At 71.7% G+C, this 18641-nt stretch carries 20 protein-coding genes and 1 pseudogene; 1 reads left to right on the top strand and 20 read right to left on the bottom strand.

The window, feature by feature from the left end:
* Positions 1–46: 46 nt before the first annotated feature.
* The 11 genes from dprA to rplS all read right to left on the bottom strand — a co-directional run bounded on the left by dprA (position 47) and on the right by rplS (position 10003).
* Positions 47–1195, bottom strand: coding sequence for a DNA-processing protein DprA (gene dprA, locus FIV44_RS24845; RefSeq protein WP_141006788.1), 1149 nt, complete (start codon positions 1193–1195; stop codon positions 47–49).
* Positions 1192–2832, bottom strand: coding sequence for a YifB family Mg chelatase-like AAA ATPase (locus FIV44_RS24840; protein WP_141006787.1), 1641 nt, complete (start codon positions 2830–2832; stop codon positions 1192–1194). The genes dprA and FIV44_RS24840 overlap by 4 nt, the downstream gene beginning before the upstream one ends.
* Entirely contained in the window at positions 2832–3200 is a 369-nt protein-coding gene (locus FIV44_RS24835; protein WP_141006786.1) for a YraN family protein, read from the bottom strand. The genes FIV44_RS24840 and FIV44_RS24835 overlap by 1 nt, the downstream gene beginning before the upstream one ends.
* A 128-nt stretch (positions 3201–3328) precedes the next feature.
* Positions 3329–4975 (bottom strand): Tad domain-containing protein, encoded by a 1647-nt coding sequence (locus tag FIV44_RS24830; protein ID WP_141006785.1) that lies wholly within the window; start codon positions 4973–4975, stop codon positions 3329–3331.
* 1 nt (position 4976) lies between these two features.
* The gene (locus tag FIV44_RS24825) at positions 4977–5426 is read right to left on the bottom strand and encodes a TadE family protein (RefSeq protein WP_181410811.1); all 450 of its coding nucleotides are present in this window, start codon (positions 5424–5426) and stop codon (positions 4977–4979) included.
* A 148-nt stretch (positions 5427–5574) separates the two neighbouring features.
* Positions 5575–6945: a Tad domain-containing protein gene (locus FIV44_RS24820; protein ID WP_141006783.1), complete on the bottom strand. Its 1371-nt coding sequence runs from the start codon at positions 6943–6945 to the stop codon at positions 5575–5577.
* Positions 6942–7277 (bottom strand): hypothetical protein, encoded by a 336-nt coding sequence (locus tag FIV44_RS24815; protein WP_141006782.1) that lies wholly within the window; start codon positions 7275–7277, stop codon positions 6942–6944. The genes FIV44_RS24820 and FIV44_RS24815 overlap by 4 nt, the downstream gene beginning before the upstream one ends.
* Positions 7278–7465: 188 nt before the next feature.
* Complete coding sequence (locus FIV44_RS24810; protein WP_141006781.1) at positions 7466–7774, bottom strand: DUF2469 domain-containing protein; 309 nt, start codon at positions 7772–7774, stop codon at positions 7466–7468.
* Between the two features lie 122 nt (positions 7775–7896).
* Complete coding sequence (locus FIV44_RS24805; RefSeq protein WP_141006780.1) at positions 7897–8574, bottom strand: ribonuclease HII; 678 nt, start codon at positions 8572–8574, stop codon at positions 7897–7899.
* Between the two features lie 9 nt (positions 8575–8583).
* On the bottom strand, positions 8584–9480 hold the full coding sequence (gene lepB / locus FIV44_RS24800) for a signal peptidase I (protein ID WP_246086605.1): 897 nt from the start codon (positions 9478–9480) through the stop codon (positions 8584–8586).
* Between the two features lie 160 nt (positions 9481–9640).
* Entirely contained in the window at positions 9641–10003 is a 363-nt protein-coding gene (gene rplS, locus FIV44_RS24795) for a 50S ribosomal protein L19 (protein WP_141006779.1), read from the bottom strand.
* 179 nt (positions 10004–10182) lie between these two features.
* On the opposite strand from rplS, the gene FIV44_RS24790 reads away from it, so the two are divergent.
* Complete coding sequence (locus tag FIV44_RS24790) at positions 10183–11385, top strand: Fic family protein (protein WP_141006778.1); 1203 nt, start codon at positions 10183–10185, stop codon at positions 11383–11385.
* A gap of 63 nt (positions 11386–11448) precedes the next feature.
* Here the strand turns inward: FIV44_RS24790 and FIV44_RS24785 are convergent, their stop codons facing one another.
* From FIV44_RS24785 to ffh, 9 genes and pseudogenes are all read right to left on the bottom strand, one after another.
* Entirely contained in the window at positions 11449–12651 is a 1203-nt protein-coding gene (locus FIV44_RS24785) for an ammonium transporter (RefSeq protein ID WP_246086604.1), read from the bottom strand.
* 733 nt (positions 12652–13384) lie between these two features.
* Positions 13385–14002: pseudogene (gene trmD, locus FIV44_RS32655) on the bottom strand (tRNA (guanosine(37)-N1)-methyltransferase TrmD); the annotation flags it as partial.
* Positions 13999–14391: a ribosome maturation factor RimM gene (gene rimM, locus FIV44_RS24775; protein ID WP_342778854.1), complete on the bottom strand. Its 393-nt coding sequence runs from the start codon at positions 14389–14391 to the stop codon at positions 13999–14001. The gene rimM and the pseudogene trmD, both read right to left, overlap by 4 nt.
* Positions 14388–14558 carry a ribosome maturation factor RimM gene (locus FIV44_RS33730; RefSeq protein ID WP_342778853.1) on the bottom strand — a complete coding sequence of 57 codons (171 nt, stop codon included), beginning with the start codon at positions 14556–14558 and terminating at the stop codon, positions 14388–14390. The genes rimM and FIV44_RS33730 overlap by 4 nt, the downstream gene beginning before the upstream one ends.
* An 86-nt stretch (positions 14559–14644) precedes the next feature.
* The gene (locus FIV44_RS24770; protein WP_141006776.1) at positions 14645–14884 is read right to left on the bottom strand and encodes an RNA-binding protein; all 240 of its coding nucleotides are present in this window, start codon (positions 14882–14884) and stop codon (positions 14645–14647) included.
* Positions 14885–14888: 4 nt separating this feature from the next.
* Positions 14889–15419 (bottom strand): 30S ribosomal protein S16, encoded by a 531-nt coding sequence (gene rpsP, locus FIV44_RS24765; protein ID WP_141006775.1) that lies wholly within the window; start codon positions 15417–15419, stop codon positions 14889–14891.
* A gap of 165 nt (positions 15420–15584) precedes the next feature.
* Complete coding sequence (locus FIV44_RS24760; RefSeq protein WP_141006774.1) at positions 15585–16658, bottom strand: amidohydrolase family protein; 1074 nt, start codon at positions 16656–16658, stop codon at positions 15585–15587.
* A gap of 19 nt (positions 16659–16677) precedes the next feature.
* The gene (locus FIV44_RS24755) at positions 16678–17043 is read right to left on the bottom strand and encodes an NYN domain-containing protein (RefSeq protein ID WP_141006773.1); all 366 of its coding nucleotides are present in this window, start codon (positions 17041–17043) and stop codon (positions 16678–16680) included.
* Positions 17040–18617 (bottom strand): signal recognition particle protein, encoded by a 1578-nt coding sequence (ffh, locus tag FIV44_RS24750; RefSeq protein WP_141006772.1) that lies wholly within the window; start codon positions 18615–18617, stop codon positions 17040–17042. The genes FIV44_RS24755 and ffh overlap by 4 nt, the downstream gene beginning before the upstream one ends.
* Positions 18618–18641: the final 24 nt, after the last annotated feature.

The following is an 18641-nucleotide window of genomic DNA, read 5'->3' as shown; positions in this document are numbered from 1 at the left end:
CCGGCGGTCCCGGCAACCTCCTCGGCGCTCTCCTCGGCATCGGCGCTCACCGATCGATCGTAGAACGCATCGCCGCGGGCAGCCGCCAACCCGCCGGGAGCCGCTCGACGTGACCGTCGACGGCCAGGCCGCCGAGGAGCCGCTCGACCTCCTCCGCGCCGAGACCGGCCACCACGGCGACCGACTCCGTCGGCGCGGGCGAGGACACCGGCACGGCGTCCAGCACCTGGCGGGCACGGACACTCAGCCGGTCCCGCGAGTCGTCCGGCGCCCGGCGGACGTCGAGGAGGTTCTCCCCCGGCGCTCCGAGGAGCTCGAGGACGTCGGCACCGCTGGTCACCAGGGCCGCCCCACCGGCGCGGATGAGCTCGTGCACACCCTCCGAGGCGGCGCTGACCACCGGGCCGGGGACGCCCATCACCGTGCGGTGCAACCGGTCGGCCCAGGACGCGGTGTTCAGCGCCCCGCTGCGCAACGCGGCCTCGACCACCACGGTGCCGCGGGTGAGCGCCGCGATGATGCGGTTGCGGGCGAGGAACCGGATCCGGAACGGCGCGGCGCCGGGCGGCGCCTCGGACACGACGGCCTGGTGCTCGCCCAGGTGGTCGAGCATCTGCCGGTGGGCGAGCGGGTAGGCGCGATCCACCCCGCAGGCGAGCACCGCGACGGTGTGCGCGTCGGCGCTGACGGCGCCCCGATGCGCGGCGTAGTCGACGCCGTACGCCGCGCCGGAGACCACGGTGCGTCCCGCCGCGCCCAGCGCCGCCGCCAGGTCGCCGGCCATCTGGTCGCCGTAGGCCGTCGAGGATCTCGAGCCCACCACCGCCACCGCGGGGCCGAGGCGATCGATCCGCAGCGGCCCGCGCACCCACAGCCCGACCGGGACCTCGCCGCGGGCGTGCAGCACACCGGCACCGGCCAGGTCGTCGAGCGCCGACGGCCACTCGTCGTCGCCGGGGACCACGAAGCGGATGCCTCGCCGGGCCGAGGTCTCCAGGACCCGCTCGGGCTGCACGGTCGCCAGGCGGCCCGCCGCCGCCGCGAACTCCGGCCGGAGGTCGGGCTGCTCGCGCAGCACCTCGAGGAACCGGACGCCGCCCAGCTCGCGCGTCAGGCCCAGGCACCGCACGTCGCCGGGCTCGGTGACGATGCTGATCGTGGCGCGGGCCAGCCGCTCCTCCTCTGCCGCGGTCATGCGACCCCCTCCGCGCCGGAGTCGGCACCGGAGTCGGAGTCGGCGTCGGACCGGAACATGGCGATGTCGAGGGACTGGCCCGTCCGCAGCCGCAGCGCCGTGCGCACCTCGTCGACGTCAGGAGTGATGTCGCGGCCCGCGCGCGCCGACCGCACGTCGGCCACCGTCCACGCCAGCCGGTGGACCCGTACGGCGCCCCGCGCGCTGAGGCGACCCGTCAGCATCTCGGCGTCGATCACCCTCTGGGCACCCGGCGGCAGCGGCCAGGTGTCCCGGAGGCGGGGACTCGGGATGTGGGCGTTGAGCCGCCAGCTCCGGCCCTCGAACCGCTCGCGCTGCCGTTGCCGGGCCGCAACGACCCGCGCCCGGACCTCCGCCGACGTCGGGGCGGTCCGGAACGGGTCGTGGCTCGCGGGCGAGGCCGGCTGGACGTGGCGCACGATGTCGATCCGGTCGAGGATCGGCCCCGACATCCGAGCGCGGTACGCACGCCGTACCGTCTCGGCGCAGGTGCACCGGTTGGAGCTCATCGTCCGCGTCCAGTTCCCGCACGGGCAGGGATTGCTGGCCAGCACCAGGATCCCACCCGCGGGCAGGGTGACCGACTCGTCGCGCCGGGCGATGGTGATGTCGCCGTTCTCGAGCGGCTGGCGCAGCGCCTCGATCACGTCGGAGCGGAACAGCGGGAACTCGTCCATGAAGAGGACCCCGCAGTGGGCACGGCTGATCTCGCCCGGCTGCACCCGTCCCGACCCGCCGCCGATCACGCTGACCTTGCTCGCGTCGTGGTGGGGAGCGGCGAACGGCGGGCGGACCACCATGCCGTGGTCCGGGTCGAGGACTCCCGCCAGCGAGTGGAGCGCCGTCAGCTCCAGTGACTCCTCGAGCGTCAGGTCGGGGAGGATGGTCGGGACCCGCTCGGCCAGGCTGGTCTTGCCGCACCCCTTCGGCCCGGACAGCTGCACCGGGTGGCCGCCGGCGGCGGCGACCTCGACGGCGTACTTCTCCTCCTCCATGCCGCGCAGGTCGGCGAGGTCCAGCTCGTCGAGACGCTCCTCGCCGCGCCACGAGATCAGCTGGAGGCCCCGCGCCCCGGCGACCGGAGGGGCCGTCGGGAGCGGCTCGCCGCGCAGCGAGGCGACGGCCTGGCCCAGCGACCGGACGCCGATGACCTCGATCTCGGGCACCATCGTCGCCTCAGCGACCTGCGGCTCCGGGACGTAGACCCGGCGGATGCCGGCGGCCGCCGCCGCCAGCGTCATCGGCAGCACGCCCAGCGTGGGACGCAGCCCGCCCGCCAGGGTGAGCTCGCCGACGAACGCGGTCCGCTCCAGCCAGACGGGCTCCAGCTGGTCGTCCGCGGCCAGCAGGCTGACGGCCATGGCCAGGTCGAAGTGCGTGCCGGACTTCCGCAGATCGGCCGGCGAGAACAGGAAGGTGCAGCGCTTCGTCGCCGGCCAGCGCAGGTTGGTGTTGATCAGCGCCATCCGGACCCGGTCGACGCCCTCGCGCAGGAGCGTGTCGGCGCGGCCGACCACGACCGTGGTCGGCTGGCCGACCGACACGTCGGTCTGTACGTCGATGAGGTGGCCGACGGCGCCGTCGAGGGCCACGCAGCAGGCGGTCGCGAAGGGCATCAGCACAGCCCCCGCACGTGATCGACGACGGCCGCGCCACGACGCGGCCGCAGCACCGCGACCAGGTCCACCCGGATGCCGTCGGGCCGGATCCCGTGCTCGATCGCCCAGCGCTCCCCCAGCCGCCGGAGCCGGTCGAGCTTCGCGTCGGTGATCGCCTCGTGCGGCGTGCCGGCCTCGAGCGAGGTCCTGGTCTTCACCTCGCACACGACCAGGGTCGCGCCGTCGCGCAGCAGGATGTCGACCTCGCCCTCGGAGCAGCGCCAGTTGCGCTCGAGGAGGGTCATCCCGAGCCCGCTCAGGTGACGGGCGGCCACGTCCTCGCCGTACGCGCCGATCGCCTGCCGGGCCTGTGCTGTCGTCGTCATGCGGACAGGGTGCGCGCAACGGCCGGCGCCGGCGACGTGCGTGGGCGGCTCCTGTGGACGACCCTGTGCGCGAGTCCGCCTGTGGACGGCGAGTGGCTCGGCTCGCTACGGAAGTGACGGGTGGGATCTCACCCGACCAGCTGCGGCAGCCCGCAGTCGGCCTTCTTCTTCGCGTAGACGTCCGCGCCTGCCACGTTGATCCCCAGCGCCCTGAGCAGCGGCGTCAGCAGCACGCTGTCCAGCGTCGCGACGAGCGGGTTGACGACGATGCTCAGCAGCGGGTTGATCACGGCACCGAGCAACCCACCGGCGGGCAGGATGCCGAGCACGTTGAGATGGGTGTCCTGGTGCAGATACGGGACGCCGAGGGAGTCGGTGCCGAACTCCACCGGCGCCGATCCGTCGTAGTCCTCCGAATCGACCGTCGCCGACTTGGTCTCGGTCGCCGCGGGCGCGGGCGTGGTGTACAGCCGGATGTAGCCGTCGACGAGCTTGACGAGTCCCAGCAGGGCCTTGACCGACAGGTTGTTCTTGTTCGCCGGGTCCCCGATGGTGATCTCGAGGCTGGTCAGGCCGCTGGTCGTCACGAAGTCCAGGAGCTTCTTGTCCGTGAGGCAGCGCACGTCGTCGAGCTGGACGTCCGCGGGAGTCAGCTTGAGCGTGAGCGTGATGGGCGCCGAGATGGAGACGAGCCCGAGGTTGAGGTTGGCCAGGTTGCCCCGGAGGTTGACCTCGACCTGGTTGGACTCGCCCTTCGTCTCCTCCGACTTCGCGCGGCCGCAGTACTGGATCGGCTTCTGACCGATCTTCACGCTGGCGGTCAGGGTGGACAGTCCCAACACGTTGACGTTCAGGTCCGGCACCGAGATCGAGTTCTCGCCGTTGGCCACGAACGCCGCCGTGGAGACGAGGTCGAAGAGGTTCACGGCGGCGTCGAGAGCCGACGAACTGGTGGTGTCCAGCCCGAGGATGTCCGCGACGTTGACCACGACGTCCTTGACGGCGACGGTCGCCAGCTTCTGGAGGAGCGCTACCTGCGCCGCGTGTCCCCCTTGGTTCTGCAGCACTTGGGCCATCGCGAGGTAGAGCGAGCCGAGCTTGACGTTCGCGTCCACGAAGTCGTCGAAGCCACCGGCGATCAGCCCCGTGTTCACCAGGTCGAGGAGCTTGATGTCCGTGGCAGCGAGCCCCTGCGCGTCGAGGACGGTCAGACCGACGTCGGTTCCCAGCGCCTTCATCAGCGGCCCGAGGATCGTTCCGTCTCCCAGCCTGATCCTCGCCGCGTAGGTGCCGACCGTGAAGCAAGCGCCCTTCTCCACGCGGGAGACGGCGGACCGGGTGGCTGCCCCACGGTCGCGCCCGGTCACGCCGCCGAAGGCGAAGTCGGTGGACCCCTCGGCGCTGACCCGCACGGCCGTGGGTCGTTTGTCATCGTCATCGTCGTCGAAGGCGACGAAGTCGCCGTCGTCGTCGATCTTCCCCAGGGTCCACGAGATCTCCGGGGCGCCACCGAGGCCGTGATCGTTGCGGCCGGCCGACGCGGCCGCCGCCGCGGCCACGTCGCCCGAGGCGAGCAGCTCCGCACGAGTGCGGCCGTTGAGTTCGCGGGCGATGTCGAGGGCGACCACGTCGGCGACCGCCTGCATGTCCCGTCGTACGACGCGCTGCTGGCCCAGGTCCACCGCGAAGGCGGCGCTGACCAGCAGCACCGCCGACATCAGTACGGCGACCAGGACCGCGGTCGCGCCGCGCTCGTCGCGGTGCCGTGCCGGCACCTCAGCTCACCCTCGCGACCGCGGTGTAGGTGAGGGTGTCCGGGAGGACGAGCCCGAAGCCGGGGATCAGGCCGTCGTAGGCGATCTCGACCTTCACGGTCGCGCACTGCTTCGTGGCCTCGCCGGCGCACGGTGCGATGGTGACCGTGCAGCCGGACGCGGTGCACTCCTGCTGCTGCGCGGCGAGGGCGTCGTCCACGGCCTTGCGGGCGGTCGTCATCCTCTCGGTGTCGCTGCCCGTGGTGACGGCGGCGGCACGGGCCCCCTCGGACGCCGCCTGGCTCACCGACTGGCGCACGCTGAGCATGTCGCCGTAGTTGATGATCCCGACCACGATGAGCATCAGCACCGGCAGGATCAGGGCGAACTCGACGGCCGCCGCTCCGCGGTCACGTGCTCCGCGGTCCCGGCGCGCCGACGACGCGCCCGTCCCCAGCACCCAACGCCTCATCGGCCGGCCTCCCCGACTCGCCTCCCATGACGCCCCCGAGCGGCGTTGGGCCACACAGTAGTGGTGATCCCTCCCACGAGTGAACCGATCCCGGGTCATTCGACCCGTCCGGAGGGCGCTGCCTAGTTCGTTCGGACTAGGGCGCTGGTCAGCCCCGCAGCGCGGGGACGCCGCCGTCGGGCCCCGAGCCGCAACCCCGCTCGTCGTCGCCGTCGAGGATGATCGTCGGACCGTTCACGCTCGTGCCAGCCAGCGCCAGGATCGGGTTCATGATCTGGTTGCTGATGCTGTTCGGGTTGCTGGTGTCCAGCCAGGCGCGGACGATCGCGTCACGCACCTCGCTCTTGATCTGGTTCTCCTCGGCGGCGCTCAGCGTGAGACTCGCATCCGGCTTGATCTCGATGTAGCCGTAGGACGTGCTGGATGCGTCGAAGCGCGGAACGGTGCTGTCGCCGAACGGCAGTGCCGCCACGCCGTACGGCGGCGCGGTCATCGTGTAGCGGACGCTGCCGCCGTCGACGTTCACGAAGAACCTCATGTTGCCGCCGAACCGGATCTGCGCCGGCTTGCCCTTGATCGTGGTCCCGGCCTTCGAGAGCTGGTAGTCCACATAGGTTCCGGTCATCTCGACCGTCGAGCCGGCGGAGGAGACGTCGAAGCTCATCGTCTCGACCCCCTTCTCGCAGGTCGCGTCCACGACCTTCACGTCGGTCGGCCTGATGGTGAAGGTCATCGGGAAGTTGCTGGGGGCCTCGATGTCGAAGCTGCCGTCCAGGAGGCCGGAGATCCGCGCCTTGGCGGTGAACCGGAAGTCCGAGCTCTTCAGGTTGCCGTTGGTGGACACGGTCAGCTGGCTCGCCTCTCCGGTGACCGTGCGGAACGAGTCGCCGGCGTTCGCGCAGAACTGCCGGGCTCCCGGCGCGAGGGTGAACCCTCCCCCGAGGTTGGTCATCAGCGGCAGCGAGATCCAGTTGCTGTCGACGTAGCGCTGGGTGGACCCGTTGACGTCCTTCAGCGCGTTGGCGACCATGTCGAGGACATTGACGGTCACGCCCGCCCCGCTGCCGTCGGAGGTGACCGCGATGACGTTGCCCATCCGGATCGTCTTCGGCCGTGCGTAGGTGAAGAAGCCCTGCAGCGCGTTGGCCACGCTCGTGGGAGTCCCGGCGGGGAGCACCGCGTGCAGCGCCCGGAAGAACGAGCCGGCGTCGACGGTCGACTCGCTCAGGGTGCGGACCGTGTGACCCAGCTGGCGCGCCAGATCGACCAGGTCGACGTTGACGTTCGCCATGGCGGCGTAGTCGACGTAGGACACCGTCGAGTTCGTGAACATCGAGTTGAACTCGCCCCAGCGCCCGAAGATCCCGTTGACCAGGGTGGCGAAGAGCGCCCCCTGCACGCCGGTGTAGGACCCGACCTTGAAGCAGTAGCCGGAAACGCCTCCGTCGAGGACGGCGACGGCCCGGCGCTCGGCACGGCCCGAGTCGACGCCGGTGACGCCGCCGAAGGCGAAGCTCACCCTGGTCCCGGCGACGACGCGCACCGCCGTGGGTGCGCCGCTGAGCAGCTCGGTGAACTGGCCGGTCTCGGAGAGGACCCCATGGTGACGGCGAGGTCGGGCTTCGCACTGCCGACCATGTCGTGGTTGCGTGCCAGGGAGCGCTCCTTCTTCTCCTCGAGGACGTCCACGAGGGCGTTGACGGTGCGCCCGTCGAGCTCGCGTGCGAGGTCCAGCGCGACGACATCGGCGAGCGCCTGCATGTCCGCGCGGGCCACCCGCTGCATCCCGAGGTCGACGGCGAAGGCTCCGCTGACCAGGAGTACGGCGAGCAGGGGGACCGTCATCAACATGACGACTCCCCGCTCGTCCGACCCTTGTCGTCTCCTGTGCCATGCTCGCGGCCACACGGCATCCTCCTGCGCGCGCTCGATGAGAGGGCTGTTGCCCAGTCCTCTCGTGGCGCTCTACGGCCGCTGAGGTCCCGAACGGAGGGGAATCGGGACTTTTTGGGGACGAAGGTCCCAAGCCCGGATCCAGGCTAGGTCTTGGGCAGCTCGAGGTCGGAGGTCGCGAGCTCCTCGACGTTGACGTCCTTGAAGGTCAGCACCTTGACGTTCTTCGCGAACCGGGCGGGACGGTACATGTCCCACACCCAGGCGTCGGCGATGGTGACCTCGAAGAACACGTCGCCGCCCTCGGAGCGGGCCTTCACGTCGACCGAGTTGCAGAGGTAGAAGCGCCGGTCGGTCTCGACGACGTACTTGAAGATGCCGACGACGTCGCGGTACTCCCGGTAGAGGTTCAGCTCCTGCTCGGTCTCGTACTTCTCGAGCTCCTCGGCACTCACCCGGCCACCCTAGCGCGGTAGCGCGGCGCACGGCGGCGAAGCCGCACCGAGGGAAGACCGTGGCCCGAGCGCAGCGAGGACCGCGCGTCGAGCTCGGTATGCGACGCGCTCGCGCCGTCCGGCTAGCCCTCGCCGCCAGGAAGCGGCTCCAGCCCGGCCGCGCGTCGTACGTTCACGAACCGCATCCGGTGGATCGGCGACGGGCCGTGCTCGTCGAGGGCGGCGGTGTGGGTGGCGGTGATGTAGCCCTTGTGGGTCTTGAAGTCGTACGCCGGCCACTGCTCGTCGAGGTCGAGCATGATCCGGTCGCGGGTGACCTTGGCGAGCACCGAGGCGGCGGCGACGCAGGCCGCGACCCGGTCGCCCTTCCACACGGCCAGGCCGGGCACGCCGAGGCCGTCGACGGGGAACCCGTCGGTCAGGACGTACGACGGCGGGAGGGCCAGCTTGGCCACGGCCCGCCGCAGCGCCTCGACATTGGCGACGTGCATGCCGAGGCGGTCGCACTCGTCGTGCGGGATGACCACGACGGACCAGGCGAGGGCCCGCCTCACGACCTGGTCGTAGCAGCGCTCGCGGGCGGCGGGGGTGAGCAGCTTGGAGTCGGCGAGGCCGGGGACGATCCCGGCCTTGCCGGCCGGCAGGATGGCCGCCCCGGCGACCAGCGGACCCGCGCACGCGCCGCGGCCGGCCTCGTCGACGCCGGCGACCGGCTCGAACCCGTGCCGCCGCAGGGCGCGCTCGTAGCCGTAGATCCCGGCGTCGCGCCGGACCGTCGCTCCCCTGGGCAGCGTCGACATGCCCTCCCCCTAAGCCTGGATCCGTGGACCCAGGCTAAGTGCCGGGAACGGCGTCGGCCTTCTTCGCCTTCTCCAGCAGGTCGGCCGGCGGGTTGTCGGGAACGGCCTCGAAGACCTCGGGCGGCTGATCCAGCGCCACCGGTCGCGGGGCCAGATGAGGGTGAAGACCTTGCCGACGACGAGGTCGGTGTCGACCCACGGGCTCTCGGTGCAGGGGTCGTCCTCGGGGCTGCACAGGTGGGCGCGGGAGTCGGCGGAGTGTCCGCGGTTGTCGCCGAGGACGAGGAGCTTGCCCTTGGGGATCGGCCCGATCGTCCAGCTGCAGGGCCTCGAGAGCGCGGTGTCGCGCTCGCTGATCCAGTCGCTGATCTCGGCGTTGCACTTGCCGGGATCGGGCCCGAGGTACGCCGACTCGTCGATCGCCCTGCCGTTGACCTTGATCCGGCCCTGCTCGTCGCAGCACTCGACGACGTCGCCCTCGGTGCCGATGACGCGCTTCACGAGGTGGCCGCCGGTGGGGTACAGGCCGACCTTGGAGAGCAGGCTGGCGAAGCCGGTCGGGCCCTCGCTGTCGGCGGGGCCCAGCCACTGGCCGGGGTCCTCGAAGACGACCACGTCGCCGCGCTGCGGCGTACGACCGAACCAGTAGGAGACCTTCTGGACCAGGATCCGGTCGTTCTTGACCAGGCCCGGCTCCATGGACTCCGACGGGATGTAGAACGCCTGCACGAACAGCGCCTTGATGACGATCGCCAGGCCCAGCGCCACCGCGAGCAGCAGGATGCTCTCCTGCCAGACCGGCAGGTGCTTCCGCTTCGCGGAGGAGGACCGGGAGTCCGCTCCCTCGCTCGCCTCGGGGTCGGGGACCTCGGCGGCGGAGTCCGGGGCGGTGTCGTCGGTCGTCACGAGGAAGGAGTCTAGGAGGGCCGCCCAGCCGAGACGCACGAAGGCCCGACCGGAACGGTCGGGCCTTCGTGGAAGCGTGGGTGCGGAGGTCGGACCTCGCGACTGGGCGGCATCGGGCGTCGCTTCGCTCCGCCGATCGAGTCGCGCCCAGTCCCCAGGCTCACGCCTCGCGGCGCTCCTTGATCTTGGCGGCCTTGCCGCGCAGGTTGCGCAGGTAGTAGAGCTTCGCCCGGCGGACGTCGCCGCGGGTCACGACCTCGATCTTCTCGAAGATCGGCGAGTGGAGCGGGAAGGTCCGCTCGACACCGACGCCGAAGGACACCTTGCGGACGGTGAAGGTCCGGCCGACGCCGGAGCCGTGGACGCGGATCACGACGCCCTGGAAGACCTGGACGCGGGAGCGGCTGCCCTCGATGACCTTGACGTGGACCTTGACGGTGTCGCCGGCGCGGAAGTCGGGGACGTCGTCGCGCTTGGCGGCGTTGCCGAGGTCGGTGACCAGGGCGGGGCTCGGGTTGCTCATGATGGTTCTCCTCGCGAGTGCGCACAGGTCAGCCGCGGAACAGTGGGTGGAATCGGATCGGTGTCACGGTCGGCGGTTCCCCTGTGGCAGAAGCGTCCGCGACACCGACCAGTGATCTTCCCACACGACACCGGGCTGCACGAAATCTCCCGGTAGCCTCCGGCTGCGAGGATGGCGCCATGGACTGGGCACCGCACACCCGCGAGGCGCGGGCCTGGCAGCAGCGGGTGCCCCGCGGGCCGCGGGAGGACCGCCGGCTGCGCGAGATCGAGATCGCCCTGCCGCCGTACGTCCGCGATCTCGACCTGCCCATGGACCGGTCGCTGAGCGCCATGACGTCCGCCTCGGCCGGCGACCTGAGCCACCTCGACCTCGTGCACGGCCGGACCCTGCGCGCGCTCAACCACCTCCAGCTGCGCACCGAGGCCATCGACTCCTCGAAGATCGAGAACGTCGACGCCAGCCTCGCCGACTACGGCCGCGCCCTGCTCGGGGTCGGCGCGAACGCCTCGGCCACCTCCATGGCGTCGGCCACCGCCGCGCTCACCCGGATGATCCGCGACGCGGACACCAGCCGGGCGATCCGCCCGGAGGCGATCCTGCGGGCCCACCACGACCTCTTCCACCGGGTCCCGTCCGAGGCGCATCGCGCCGGCCGGTTCCGTACGACGCAGAACTGGGTCGGCGGCAGCGACTGGTCGCCGCTCGGGGCGCTCCACGTCCCGCCGCCGCCGGAGACCGTGCCCGGCTACCTCGACGACCTGTTCGCCTATGCGAACCGCGACGACGTGCCGCCCGTGGTCCAGGCGGCGGTCGTGCACGCGCAGTTCGAGTCGATCCATCCGTTCATCGACGGCAACGGCCGGATCGGGCGCACCCTGATCCACGCGGTGCTGCGTCGCCGGCGGGCCGCCCGGCACCTGACCGTGCCCATCGCGTCCGCGCTGGTGGCGCACCGGGAGCGGTACTTCGCGGCGCTCGTCGACTATCGCGACGGCACGGCCCGCACCATGGTCGCGATGCTCGCCTCCGCGGTGCGGATCGCGACGGCCGAGTCCTGGGTGACGGCGACCCGGCTGCACGAGATCCGTGAGGGATGGGGCTCGGCGGTGGGAGGCTCCCGGCCCGGCACCGCGCTCCACCGCACGCTCGACCTGCTGACCGAGGAGCCGATCGTCAACGCCGCGCTGGTGGCCGAGCGGATCGGCGTACCGCAGGACGAGGCGGCGGCGGCGATCGAGCAGCTGATGGCCGCCGGCGTGCTGCGCCGGGCCCCGCGCTCCCGCCGGGCGCCCGTGTGGCTGGCCGGCGCCGTCCTCGACGAGGTGGCCGACCTGAGCACGCGGATCCAGGAGTCGTCCCGCCGGATGCGGGACACCTAGTGGACGGCGGCAGGCCCGCCCCGGCCGAGTCCGGGGCGGGCCTGCCGCGTCGTACGACGGACCTCAGTCGAGCGCGTAGCCCTCGCCGTGCAGGACCAGGTCGATGCCGGCGATCTCGTCCTCCTCCTTGGCGCGGAAGCCGATCGTCTTCTCGATCGCCGTGGCGAACACGAAGGTGACGATGAACGAGAACGCGATCACGGTGATCGAGGAGAGCAGCTGGGCCAGGAACAGCTTGATCTCCCCACCGAAGACCAGGCTGCCGCCGGTGAGCGCCTCGGCGCCGAAGATGCCGACCCACAGGCAGCCGACGAAGCCGGCGACGAGGTGGATGCCCACCACGTCGAGGGTGTCGTCGAAGCCGAGCTTGAACTTCAGGTCGACCGCGAAGGCGCAGATCGCGCCGGACACCAGGCCGAGGACCATGGCCCACACCGGCGTCAGGAAGGCACAGGCCGGGGTGATCGCGACCAGGCCGGTGACGATGCCCGAGGCGGCGCCGACCGCGGTGGCCTTGCCGTCCTTGAGCGCCTCCACGGCGATCCAGCCGAGCAGCGCGGCGGCCGGGGCGACCAGGGTGTTGAGGAAGATGAGCGAGGTCTGGCCCTCGTCGGCACCGAACACGCCGGTGTTGAAGCCGTACCAGCCGAACCACAGGATCGCCGCACCGATGAGCACCAGCGGGACGTTGTGGGCCACGGTCTCCTCCTTGGAGAAGCCGACCTTGCGCTTGCCGAGGACCAGCGCGAGGGCGAGAGCGGCCGCACCGGCCGACTGGTGGATCACGGTGCCGCCGGCCCAGTCGAGCGCGCCCTGGCCGAGGCCCCAGACGTCGGTGGCGAGCCAGCCGTACGCGCCGTCGGCGTCGAAGCCCCAGATCCAGCGGAACGACGGGAACACGACGAAGGTGGTGAAGAGCGCGGCGAAGAGCATCCAGGGCCAGAACCGGGCCCGGTCGGCGACCGCACCGGACACCAGCGCGACGGTGATGATGCAGAACGCGACGAGGAAGGCGTGGCCGCCGAAGACGTTCTCCGCGTCACCGCCGCCGACGCCCGACATCAGGTCGGACATGCCGAAGTCCTCGAACGGGTTGCCGAACAGCTTGCTGCCGCCGCTCGTGCCGTTGCCCGCGATGCCCGTGCCGCCGATGAGGACGTACAGCAGCGTGACGACGGCGATCGAGCCGAAGCTCAGCATCATCATGGACACGACGGACTTCTGCTTGACCAGGCCGCCGTAGAAGAACGCCAGACCGGGCGTCATGAACAGAACGAAGGCAGCACAGATGAGCTGCCACGCGAGTACGTCGGACATAAACGAACCTCTTGCCTTCTCGGGAGTCGTGCGTGGCGCAGCGGCGCTGCTGTCCACGTCCGACGAGAGCCTCTCGACGGGTCGTTTCACCGGCGTCCGAGGAAGGTTGCAGGCTTGTTACAGACGAGCCTTCTCTGTGTCGTTCATGTGACGCGACGCTTGGTGAGCACCACCGCGCCCGGGGGCGACGGGAGGTCGGGGCGCAGCCGGAAGCCCGCCTTCCGGTACATCCGCTGGTTGCGCGCGCTGGCCGCCCCGGTGAACAGGACGTACGACGTCGCCTGGGGCGGCGCGACGGCCTGGATGTGCTCCAGCAGGACCCGGCCGAGCCCGCTGCCCTGCAGGTCGGGGCGACCATGACCCGGCCGATGTCCCAGCTGTGGTCGCCCTCCAGCCGGCCGCGGACCGCGCCGACCAGGCGACCCGCCCGGCGGACCACCCAGGTGTCCCACTCCCGCAGCCAGGCGCGGACGTCGTCGAGGGACTCGTGCAGCGCGGGGATGTCGAGCATGTCGTTGGCCAGCGCCTCCTGCACCCAGCAGGCCCGCTGCAGCGTCAGCAGCTCGCCGGCGTCGCCGGGGGTGGCGCGGACGATGGGCGTGCCGTCGTCCAGCACGGACGGGGTGAGCAGGTCGGGACGGCGCTCCGCGGTCCGTCGTACCGCCTGCTCGTGGCGCCAGGCCGCGACCCGGGCGTGGTCGCCGGAGCGGAGCACGGCGGGGACCTCGTGGCCGCGCCACTCGGGGGGCTTGGTGTAGACGGGGTACTCGAGCAGGCCGCCGTCGGCGTGCGACTCCTCGGCCAGCGACTCCGCATTGCCCATGAAGCCGGGGAGCAGCCGGACGACCGCCTCGGTGATCGCCAGCGCGGCGACCTCTCCCCCGTTGAGGACGTAGTCGCCGAGGCTGATCTCGCGGACCTCGGCCCGCTCGCGGGCGTGGTCGACGACCCGCTGGTCGATGCCCTCGTAGCGGCCGCAGGCGAAGACGAGGTGCTCACGGGTCGCGAGCTCCGCCGCGAGGCGCTGGTCGAAGGGCTCGCCGGAGGGCGTGGTGAAGACGACGGTCGTCGTGGGCGCGAGGAGGTCGTCGAAGGCCTCGCCCCACGGCTCCGGCTTCATCACCATGCCCGCGCCACCGCCGTACGGGGTGTCGTCGACGGTGCGGTGCCGGTCGTGGGTGTAGCCGCGCAGGTCGTGGACGTGGACGTCGACGAGCCCCTTGGCGGCGGCCTTCCCGGGCAGGGAGAGCTCGAGGGGCGAGAAGAAGTCCGGGAAGATCGAGACGTAGTCGAGCCTCACGCCTGCTCCCGGTCCTCGTCGTCGGGGAACGGGGTGACCAGGCCGGGGCGGTCGGCGATGACGACCCGGCCGCCGGCCAGGTCGACCTCGGGGACGAGCGCGGCGACGAACGGGACCAGCGCCTCGCGGCGGTCCGGGGTCGTGATGCGCAGCAGGTCCTGGGCTCCGTGGACGAGGCCGGCGACCTCGCCGAGGGGGGTTCCGTCGACGTCGTACGCCGCCAGGCCGACCAGCTGGTGGTCGTAGAACTCCTCGGGGTCCTCCGGCGTCTCGTCGGCGGGGACGACGGCCCGCAGCACCACGCCCCGCGCCGACTCCGCCGCGGTGCGGTCGGGCAGCTCGGCGAAGCTCGCCAGGAGCACCCCCTGGTGCCAGCGGGTGCGGGTCACGGTGAGCGTCCGGGGGGAGAACGCCGAGCCGCGGGGGCCTCGACGTGGAGGACCGCTCCGTCGGCGTACCGGCGCTCGGGCTCGTCCGTGCGGACGTCGACCGTCACCTCGCCCCGGATGCCGTGCGGCTTCCCGATCCGGCCGACGACGACCTCGATGCTCTCCACGGGTCAGAGGTTAGGGGGTCCGGGCGGCAACGACGAACGGGCGCCTCCCCGGCGGGAGGCGCCCGTTCGTGTCGTCGTCTGCTGCGTCAGCGGCGGTCGGTGTCGACGAAGTCGACCCGGGTGCCGCCGTTGCCGGCGATCGCGGAGATGACGGTGCGGAACGCCGTCGCCGTACGACCGCTCCGGCCGATCACCTTGCCGAGGTCGTCGGGGTGCACCCGGACCTCGAGCACGGAGCCGCGGCGCAGCTGCTTGTCGCGCACGACCACGTCGTCGGGGTGGTCGACCACCCCACGGACGAGGTGCTCCAGCGCGTCGGCGAGCACGGCGTCAGGCCTCCTCGGCCGGGGCCTCGGGCGCGTCGGCGAGGGCCGCGACGTCGGCGGCCTGCTCCTCGGCGGCGAGGTTCTCGACCATCTCCTCGACCTCGGCCTTCGCGTTGTCCGCGTCGACCTTGTCGGCCTTCTTCTCGGTCTTCTTGTCGGCCTTCTTGGTCACCGCGGCGCCCTTGGGCTCGTTGGCGGACTCCTTGAGGGCCTCGTTGAAGATCTCGAGCTTGTCGCGCTTGGGCTCCTTGACCTTGAGGGTGCCCTCGGCGCCGTCGATGCCCTTGAACTTCTGCCAGTCACCCGTGATCTTGAGGATCGTCTCGACGGCCTCGGTCGGCTGCGCGCCGACACCCAGCCAGTACTGCGCCCGCTCGGAGACGACGTCGATGTACGACGGGTCCTCCTTGGGGTGGTACTTGCCGATCTCCTCGATCACCGCGCCGTCGCGCTTCTTGCGCGAGTCGACGATGACGATGCGGTACTGCGGGACCCGGACCTTGCCCAGGCGCTTCAGACGGATCTTGACGGCCACGTTCGTGGTGTCTCGCTTTCGGAATCTATGGTGGGTGAGCCTGGACGGCCAGGTGGGGAACACCGGGGCCCGGGCTCGATGGGCGCCGCGCCCACCGGTTGAGAGGGTCCGGAGGGCACAGAACTCAGCCGCCAAGTCTGCCACGAGGGCCCGGCCGGGAAGAAATCAGGCCACCACCCTGCCCCGCAGCACCACCCGCGACGGCTCGACGAGCACCGACAGGTCCTCGACGGGGTTGCGGGGGTAGACCACGAAGTCGGCCGGGTCGCCCTCGTCGAGGCCGGGGTTCCAGCCCAGCCAGGCCCGGCCCCGCCACGACGCCGCACCGAGCACGTACTCGGCCGGCAGCCCCATCTCCACCATGGCGTGGATCTCCTCGTGCAGGACGCCGTGGCGGGTCGAGCCGCCGCCGTCGCTGCCGACGAACAGGGCCACGCCGGCGTCGTACGCGCTCATCAGGACCTCGCGGCGGGTGGCGTACAGCGTCTCCATGGTCGCGCTGTACGCCGGGAACTTGTCGCGGGCGGCGTCGACGAACCCGGGGAACTTGCCGGTCTGCAGCACCGTCGGCACCAGCGCGACCCCGTTCGCGACCATCTGCGCCAGGTGGTCGGCGGTGAGCCCGGTGCCGTGCTCGATGCAGTCGATCCCGGCGTCCAGGAGCGGCCCGAGGGAGGCCTCGCCGAAGCAGTGGGCGGTCACCTTGGCGCCGTTGGCGTGCGCGACGTCGATGGCGGCGGTGACGGCGTCGGCGGGGAAGGACGGCGCGAGGTCGCCCTCCTCGCGGGAGATCCAGTCGCCGACGAGCTTGACCCAGCCGTCGCCGTCCTGCGCCTGCTCGGCGACCGTGTCGACCAGGTCGTCGGGCTCGACCTCGACGCCGTAGCCGCGCAGGTAGCGGCGGGTGCGGGCGACGTGGCGGCCGCAGCGGATCAGCCGCGGCAGGTCCTCGCGGTCCTGCACCCAGCGGGTGTCGGCGGGCGAGCCGCAGTCGCGGGTGAGGAGCACGCCGTTGTCGCGGTCGGCGATCGCCGTCCGCTCGATCTCGGCGTCGTCGACCGCTCCCCCGTCCTCGAGCCCGAGGTGGTTGTGGGCGTCGACCAGCCCGGGGACGATCCAGCCCTCGCCGGCGGTCTCGGCGCCGGCCGGGCGCTCGTAGGTGATCCGCCCGTCGATGACGTACACCTCCCGGATCTCGCCGTCGGGCAGGACCGGACCGGAGAACCGCAGCGCACTCACCCGGCCGACGCTACCGGTGTCACAGCCGCGACAGCAGCCAGGTCGGCGACAGCGTGGTCGCGCCGACGCCGTGCACGCGGGCGTCGAGCGCCCGGTCCGCCGTCACGACGACGACCCGGTCGCCCTTCTCGGCCGCCTTGCGGGCCTCGGCGACGATCGTCGCGTCGCCGTCCTTCGGGGCGTGCACGGTGCGCACGTGCGCGTCCTTGCCGGCACGCACGCCGCCCTTGGCCTGCCCCTCCAGCACGAGTACGACGACGTCGTACTCGATGTCGGCGACGAGGAGCCGCTCGTGCAGGCGGGCCGCGGCCCCGGCGCGGTCCTTCCACCAGCCGTCGGGGCGCGCGCCGACGACGTTCGCGCCGTCGACGATGAGCGTGCTCACTTCAGGAACTTGGAGAAGTCCTTCGGCAGCTGCAGGTTCTCGGCGGCCGCCTCGTAGTCGATGTCCTGGCCGATGCCGAACGGGTTCGGCTTCGCCTCCGCGGCCTTCTTCTTCGCGGCGGCGGCCTCCTGGGCCGCCTTGGCCGGGTTGCCGGAGCGGCGGGCGCCCTTGCCCTTGGCCTGCTTGGCCTTCTGCTTGGCGCTGACCCGCTTGCCGCCGCCCGGACCGCCCATGCCGGGCATCCCCGGCATCCCCGGCATGCCGGGCACCCCGCCGCCGCGCGCCATCTGCATCATCATCTTGCGCGCCTCGAAGAAGCGGTCGACGAGGTTGTTGACGTCCGCGACGGTGCGGCCGGAGCCCTTGGCGATGCGGGCGCGGCGCGAGCCGTCGATGAGCTTGGGGTCGGCCCGCTCGGCGGGGGTCATCGAGCGGATGAGGGCCTCGACCCGGTCGATCTCGCGCTCGTCGAAGTTCTCCAACTGCTCGCGGATCTGGCCCATGCCGGGCAGCATCCCGAGGATCTTCTGCATCGAGCCGAGCTTCTTCAGCTGCTGCATCTGCGACAGGAAGTCGTCGAGGGTGAAGTCGCCCTGGGTGAGCTTCTCCGCGGCCTTGAGCGCCTCCTCCTGGTCGAAGGCCTTCTCGGCCTGCTCGATCAGGGTGAGCACGTCGCCCATGTCCAGGATGCGCGAGGCCATCCGGTCGGGGTGGAAGACGTCGAAGTCGGTCATCTTCTCGCCCGAGGAGGCGAACATGACCGGCTTGCCGGTGACCTGGCGGATCGACAGGGCGGCACCGCCGCGGGCGTCGCCGTCGAGCTTGGTGAGGACCACGCCGTCGTACCCGACGCCGTCGAGGAAGGCCTGCGCGGTGGTCAGCGCGTCCTGGCCGATCATCGCGTCGACGACGAAGAGCACCTCGTCGGGCTGGACGGCGTCGCGGATCCCCGCGGCCTGGGCCATCATCTCCGCGTCCACGCCGAGGCGGCCCGCGGTGTCGACGATGACGACGTCGTGGAGCTTCCGCCTGGCCTCCTCGAGGGACTCCTTGGCGACCGAGACCGGGTCGCCGACGCCGTTGCCGGGCTCGGGCGCGTAGACCGGGACGCCGACCTTCTCGCCGTTGACCTGCAGCTGCTGGACGGCGTTCGGGCGCTGCAGGTCGCAGGCCACCAGCATCGGGGTCTTGCCCTGCTCCTTGAGCCAGAGCGCGAGCTTGGCCGCGAGCGTGGTCTTGCCGGCACCCTGGAGGCCGGCGAGCATGATCACGGTCGGGCCGGACTTGGCGTAGCGCAGCCGCCGGGTCTCGCCACCGAGGATCGCGACGAGCTCGTCGTTGACGATCTTGACGACCTGCTGGGCGGGGTTCAGCGCCTGGCTGACCTCCTCGCCGCGGGCGCGCTCCTTGACCGCCGCGACGAACTCCTTGACGACCGGCAGAGCGACGTCGGCCTCGAGCAGGGCGATCCGGATCTCGCGGGCGGTCGCGTCGATGTCGGCCTCGGAGAGCCGTCCCTTGCCGCGCAGGTTCTTGAAGGTCGCGGTGAGGCGGTCGGAAAGTGTGGCGAACAAGAGCGTTGCGTCCTCGTGGGAGTC

Source organism: Nocardioides humi, assembly GCF_006494775.1.
Classification (GTDB): Bacteria; Actinomycetota; Actinomycetes; order Propionibacteriales; family Nocardioidaceae; genus Nocardioides; species Nocardioides humi.
This window is presented reverse-complemented; position numbering and strand designations above follow the sequence as displayed.